We start from the raw sequence: 6,085 nt of genomic DNA on the forward strand, positions 1-6,085 counted from the left end.
CTTTCCACTTACCAGTGGGATGTTGGTTCCTGTAATATTTAAATATTAATTCTCTAAAATTACGGTAGTATTTTGGTAATTATTGTAGCTATTTAATTGCGGTAAAAACCATGAGTTATAGTGATGTTTTTCTGGTATAATAATACAACAAGCGAGTGGAATTATCAGTCAATAATCTCACCCGCAAATACTAAGGCGATCCCATCGGCCTGAGAAACTAATGCGATCGCGTGATGTATGGTTTGGGTTAACTACATTATCAAAGACGCAGACGCAGATATGGCTAATCAAGGATACATCAACGAATCTGGGTCAACCTCATTCAGGAAGTCTTCGGGAACAGGAACTGACCAAGACCCGTTCATCCCAGAATTCCACGAGCCAAGCATTGGAGAGCTTGGGGATTCAGAGGCTACGTCAGATACAGGGGCATTCAGCTTAATTGCATTGACCAAGCGTGGGCTAACGAAATGGGCAACGCTTTTTTCCGCGTTAGGAGCAGCAACAGCCCGAGTAGCTACCTCAGATACAGGATCGTTCACCCTAATTGCATTGTTTAAGCGATCGCTGGAACGATGGACCACTCTCCTCGGTGTTATGGGAGCGGCTGGAAATACACCAGCAACAAACGACACAGGTACATTTAGCTTGATTTCACTGTTTAAGCGATCGCTTCAGCGATGGACTACTTTCATTAACACCGTTGGAACGATCGGGCAAGCATCCTCAAAAACAGGGTCATTAATGGCTCGACTAGCCTACATTGCAGACAATCTGCCCACGAGTGGTGGTGGAGGCGGTGCTAACCCATACTCATTAGAATTCCCTACAATGCTAGTTGATGTTGGTAGTGATTTCACTAGCGCACTTAACCTAGAGGTATCTAATTGGCATTGTCTGTCGGTTTTTTTTAGAAATAAAGGAAATAGGACAACTTCTGGTGTTAGGGTATGGGGTTGTTATTCATCAAAAGATCCTGCCTCATGCCACAAAATACTAGAAGAAGGGGAAGAATTCTACAAAAAAGTGAATTCGACAAGTAATCAACTAATTGTTGCAGATATGACAACTAACAACAGATTACGTTTTATTACCTATTACAGTAATAATATTCGGAGTATACCTCCCAATGGCACAGGACAGATTCATGTTGAATGCAAACCTTTTCAAAAGATTTTGATAACAGTTAGAGGATCTACAAGAATTGAACTCAATGGACTACTGACTAGGTAGTTATAGCAATCCTATCTGATTCGTGAAAGAAATGGGCTGCTTTAAGGCAGAAGGCAGAAGGCAGATGATACCGGAGTTGGGGCGTTGCGTCAGTGAAGTAATGGATAGGAGTAGAGTGGGCATCCTGCCCGCTAAACAAGATATAGAACGGGCAAGATGCCCATTCTACAGGTGCGACCCAAGGGTGATTTACTCGCCCATTGGAAAGCGCACCTACTCTTAAAATCATTCTATTATTCAGCAACGCCTTGCTTTCCTTTTCCCTTCCAAAAAGGGGCAACTACTTCCTGAGGTGGTTGCCCCTTTTTGCTGTCCTGCGGTCGCTCTGGTTGTTCAGCAAAATCCTATAACTATAGCGCTATGCGCAAGGCAAGAGGCAAGAGGCAAAAGTTTACTACAAAAGCTGAAAAGCTTTTATCAATGTCCTAACCTTAATGCGTAGTGCGATAAAATTAGGAATTAGAGTAAGTGCTCTTGGAAAGCAGTTCGGTGGTTGGGGTAGTCGATCAAGGTGCGATTAGGAAAATTCAGTAACCCGTTGATGGATGGGGTGAAACGGGAATGCAAGCTGAGTGCGATTCTCCTAGGGAGATGCTACGCGATAGCGGAAAATGAAGTAATAGATAGTTCTGATCTGGAAAATAGGCTAATAGGATGTTCTGATTCTGGGACACTTGGTCTAATTCTATGAGACTCAACTTTGGTGTAATAATTCGATTAAATTACCGAAAATAAGGTGGGTTGTGGGATGATCCTCTCCTAACTGCTGGACAGCAATCTCTAGTGCCTGATGATAGAAGGGTTCCGCTTCTGAGTACCGCCCCTGGTCTTTGTACAGTGATGCCAGGTTGTTGAGGCTAGTTGCTACAGATGGGTGGTGTTCTCCCAGCAGCTGTTTGTACAGCTCTAAGGATTTTTGTAAGAAGGGTTCCGCTTCTTGGTACCGCCCCTGGTGTCTGTACAGTTCTGCGAGGTTGTTGAGGCTAGTTGCTACAGATGGGTGGTGTTCTCCCAGCAGCTGTTTGTACAGCTCTAAGGATTTTTGTAAGAAGGGTTCCGCTTCTTGGTACCGCCCCTGGTCTTTGTACAGTCCTGCCAGGTTGTTGAGGCTAGTTGCTACCTCTGGGTGGTGTTCTCCCAGCAGCTGTTTGTACAGCTCTAAGGATTTTTGTAAGAAGGGTTCCGCTTCTTGGTACCGCCCCTGGTCTTTGTACAGTCCTGCCAGGTTGTTGAGGCTAGTTGCTACCTCTGGGTGGTGTTCTCCCAGCAGCAATTTCTTCAGGTCTAAGGCTTGTTGTAAGAGGGGTTCCGCTTTTTGATACCGACCCTGGTTTCTGTACAGTAATCCCAGGTTGTCGAGGCTAGTTGCTACAGATGGGTGGTGTTTTCCCAGCAGCAATTTCTTCAGGTCTAAAGCTTGTTGGTAGAGGGGTTCCGCTTCTTGGTATCGCCCCTGGTGTCTGTACAGTCCTGCCAGGTTGTTGAGGCTAATTGCTACATCTGGGTGGTGTTCTCCCAGCAGCTGTTTGTACAGCTCTAAAGCTTGTTGGTAGAGGGGTTCCGCTTTTTGGTACCGACCCTGGTATAAGTACAGTCCTGCCAGGTTGTCGAGGCTGGTTGCTACAGATGGGTGGTGTTTTCCCAGCAGCTGTTTCTTCAGGTCTAAGGCTTGTTGATAAAGGGGTTCCGCTTCTTGGTACCGCCCCTGGTCTTTGTACAGTCCTGCCAGGTTGTCGAGGCTGGTTGCTACAGATGGGTGGTGTTTTCCCAGCAGCTGTTTCGTCAGGTCTAAGGCTTGTTGTAAGAGGGGTTCCGCTTCTTGGTACCGCCCCTGGTTTCTGTACAGTAATCCCAGGTTGTTGAGGCTAGTTGCTACATATCGGTGGTGTTCTCCCAGCAGCTGTTTGTACAGCTCTAAAGCTTGTTGATAAAGGGGTTCCGCTTCTTGGTACCGCCCCTGGTGTCTGTACAGTTCTGCCAGGTTGTTGAGGCTAGTTGCTACATATCGGTGGTGTTCTCCCAGCAGCTGTTTCAAAAGCTCTAAGGTTTGTTGGTAGAGGAGTTCCGCTTCTTGGTACCGCCCCTGGTCAGAGTACAGTCCTGCCAGGTTGTTGAGGCTAGTTGCTACATCTGGGTGGTGTTTTCCCAGGCGGTGTTGGCTAACCTCCAAACATTGCTCTAACCAAGGTTCTGCTAATTTGTAGAATCCCTGTCTCCTATAGAAGAGACCTAGCGTAAGAAAGGGCTGAATTAAATCTTCATTTTCTAGCCATGGTTGTAGTTCTGTTGCCGCTTCTGCTATGTGTGGTATGAATGGTGCTATTACTTCTACTTGTTCTCTTGTGTAAGTTTGACAGAAAGATTTTACTTTTCGTACTATTACCTTACAGAAACTTTGTTTGAGTTTCTCCGCTCCCGGCATCTGTTTTAATTTATCTTGAAAGTATTGTCGCAGTAACTGATGAAGTTGATAAGTTTTTTCGCCTGTGTATTGTACCAAACTCAGCTTGACCAAAATGGTGTCTCTAATATCCTCTAAGTCTTCTTCATCTTCTTCTGGTAGGCACTGCTGTACTAATAACCAGGAAATAGGTGCAGATGCAAAAAGACTAAGCAGGCACGCTAGTTGTTGGGCTTGATTACTTAATTCCTCCCAACTCAATTCAAAGGCGGCTTTGACTCCCCTCTGTGCAGTTACTTTTGTTATGGGTTCTTTTAGTGATTTCTGTTCCAGTCCTTTGCTTTTTAAGCGTTGCATCATTTGAATCAGGGATAAGTCTGGTTTTTCGGCGAGATACTGGCCTACTAATTCCAAACCTAGGGGTAGGTAGCCTAATTGTTGGCAAAGAGCTTTGGCTTCTTCTAGTTGTCTTTGCACACGGGATTGAGTAATGAGGGATTCGAGTAACTCTAGGGCTGCTGCTTCTTTGAGTACTTCTAAGTTCAGTGGTACAAATGCCTGAGCTAAGTTTTTCCGCCTTGTGGTGACAATGATTTTAAAGCGTGGTTGGTTGGGAGGAAGGTACGGTTCAATGCTTTGGTAACTGGTTACATCGTCGAAAACGATTAAGATATCTCCAGAAAACGGCCAGTTACGCCAACAATAGGCGATTTTTTCTTCTTCTACTATATCTTCAGGGATCTTAAGATTGAGCTGTACCCGTCCGTATTTAAGCAGCTCAGTACCCAGATCTATGTCTCTTGCCTGTAGCCAGCAAATTCCACCGGGATAGTGGTTTTCCCTGAATTTCAAGGCGTATTGCAATGCTAATTCAGTCTTGCCAATGCCCCCCATTCCAGTAACACTTGCAACAGTAGAGGATATGGCCACCCGTTCAGCTTTTTGGAGTTCCTGGTGTAAATCGTCTAATTCATTAGAACGACCAACAAATTTGACAACATGGCTATGAGGAATATTGTCTGGTGGTGTTTTTGGAAAAGCTGATGTTGCAGCTTGTATATTAATATCACCAGTATGAATACCACCATGTACTGTAGAACCAACAAGGTCCACGATTGACAGGATTGAACCTTGGGAATCTACTTTTTTGCTATAATATCTCCAGCATCTATACTATCAGCTTCTAAGTTTCTTGCTTTTATCCCTAAAACTTTAGCTCCTCCTTCTGAGATTACATTGTTGATTTTAACATTGATAGCTTTAACATTTTCTAAGTCTATGCCGATAGCATCAAAGTCTTGTTTAGATAATTTTTCCGATACTTTTTCTAAAGACTCTGTCAGGGCTTTGGTTTTGTTAATAAGCTCATCAATAATTTCAATTTCCTGTGCCTCAATTACATCAGCTAAATCTTCAGCCAGTAATTTTTGGTTTTCTTGAGTTGGTATATTTTCAAGTTGAACTACGGATTTCTGAAGTCCAAATTTTTCTCCAACAAATACTTTAAGTGAACGGTAGTTTGCTTGAACCTCTTCTTCTACCACCGCTGAGGTTACGAAGATGGCACCGGATGCTAAAGCTGTAATGATAAAACTGATTGTTGCTGGATCCATTTGATTATTTTAGAGAAAGAGATTGTTTGAGATTTAGCTTTTTGATAACTAACTGAAGGGGAAACAAATGGGAAAAATAGAAGGAAATTTGGAGTTACCCTGACAAAAACCTTCGGTTCCCAACCTGATTCAACCATCTCTACTAATGTGGTCAGCTCCTGATTTTTCCCTACATACATTATACACCCCACACTGAATAAGCCTTTTAAGGCTGTTTGTCACCCGGTCAGTGGTTGTCTGCTAACACTTGAACAAGTAGCTGATATTCTAGCAGCCATCAGAGAGTATGGATGAGACCGTCTTGGATACCCAGAGATGTTTTCAAGGGGACGGGTTTACGGGATGTGATTCTCACCCTGGAGATGCTGCGCAAACGCAAGGAAACGGTCGGGAAAATGCGATCAGCTTTGCTGCGAGGGTACTGATGCTGCCATGGGATAACAGTGATAATGGAGCACGAGGATGCCATACTGCGAGTTTTGCTTGGACTTAGGAGACGCGATCGCATGTTTCCTCAACTCTAAGGCTTGTAGATATAGAGGTTTGGCTTGTTAATACTACCTCTGGTATTGGAAGGATGATATTGCTATGTTTAGTTATTATAAAATTAAATCTCAAAAAATCTGTTTCTCTAAAATAATCAAATGGATCTAATAACTGCGGGTTCTATCATTACAGCTTTAGCATCAGGAGCTATATTCGTCGCCTCGGCGATGGCAGAAGAAGAGGTTCAAGCAAACTACCGTTCACTTAAAGTATTTATTGGTGAACAATTTGGACTTCAGCAACCAGTAGAGCAACTTGAAAATAGACCTACTCAGGAAAGACAACAATTACT

6 protein-coding genes are annotated in these 6,085 nt (G+C 43.7%); 3 read left to right on the plus strand and 3 right to left on the minus strand.

Annotated elements, in window-relative coordinates; translation table 11 throughout:
* Window positions 1–237 precede the first annotated feature (237 nt).
* On the plus strand, window positions 238–1,233 hold the full coding sequence (locus tag F6K51_RS18815) for a hypothetical protein (RefSeq protein WP_293022792.1): 996 nt from the start codon (window positions 238–240) through the stop codon (window positions 1,231–1,233).
* On the opposite strand, the gene F6K51_RS18820 is transcribed toward F6K51_RS18815, so the two are convergent.
* From F6K51_RS18820 to F6K51_RS18830, 3 genes are all read right to left on the minus strand, one after another.
* Entirely contained in the window at window positions 1,226–1,462 is a 237-nt protein-coding gene (locus F6K51_RS18820; protein ID WP_293022793.1) for a hypothetical protein, read from the minus strand. The two genes, F6K51_RS18815 and F6K51_RS18820, sit on opposite strands and share 8 nt — an antisense overlap.
* 465 nt (window positions 1,463–1,927) lie before the next feature.
* Window positions 1,928–4,747, minus strand: a complete 2,820-nt coding sequence (fxsT, locus tag F6K51_RS18825) for an FxSxx-COOH system tetratricopeptide repeat protein (RefSeq protein WP_293022794.1) — start codon at window positions 4,745–4,747, stop codon at window positions 1,928–1,930.
* Between the two features lie 26 nt (window positions 4,748–4,773).
* Window positions 4,774–5,247 (minus strand): hypothetical protein, encoded by a 474-nt coding sequence (locus F6K51_RS18830; protein ID WP_293022796.1) that lies wholly within the window; start codon window positions 5,245–5,247, stop codon window positions 4,774–4,776.
* Window positions 5,248–5,537: 290 nt separating this feature from the next.
* Between F6K51_RS18830 and F6K51_RS18835 the strand changes: the two genes are divergently transcribed.
* Both F6K51_RS18835 and F6K51_RS18840 read left to right on the plus strand, forming a co-directional pair.
* Window positions 5,538–5,672, plus strand: a complete 135-nt coding sequence (locus F6K51_RS18835) for a hypothetical protein (RefSeq protein WP_293022797.1) — start codon at window positions 5,538–5,540, stop codon at window positions 5,670–5,672.
* A gap of 219 nt (window positions 5,673–5,891) precedes the next feature.
* Window positions 5,892–6,085, plus strand: a 194-nt coding sequence (locus F6K51_RS18840; RefSeq protein ID WP_293022798.1) for a hypothetical protein, incomplete at its 3' end; no start/stop codon positions are given.

Source organism: Moorena sp. SIO3I8 (assembly GCF_010692325.1).
Lineage (GTDB): Bacteria > Cyanobacteriota > Cyanobacteriia > Cyanobacteriales > Coleofasciculaceae > Moorena.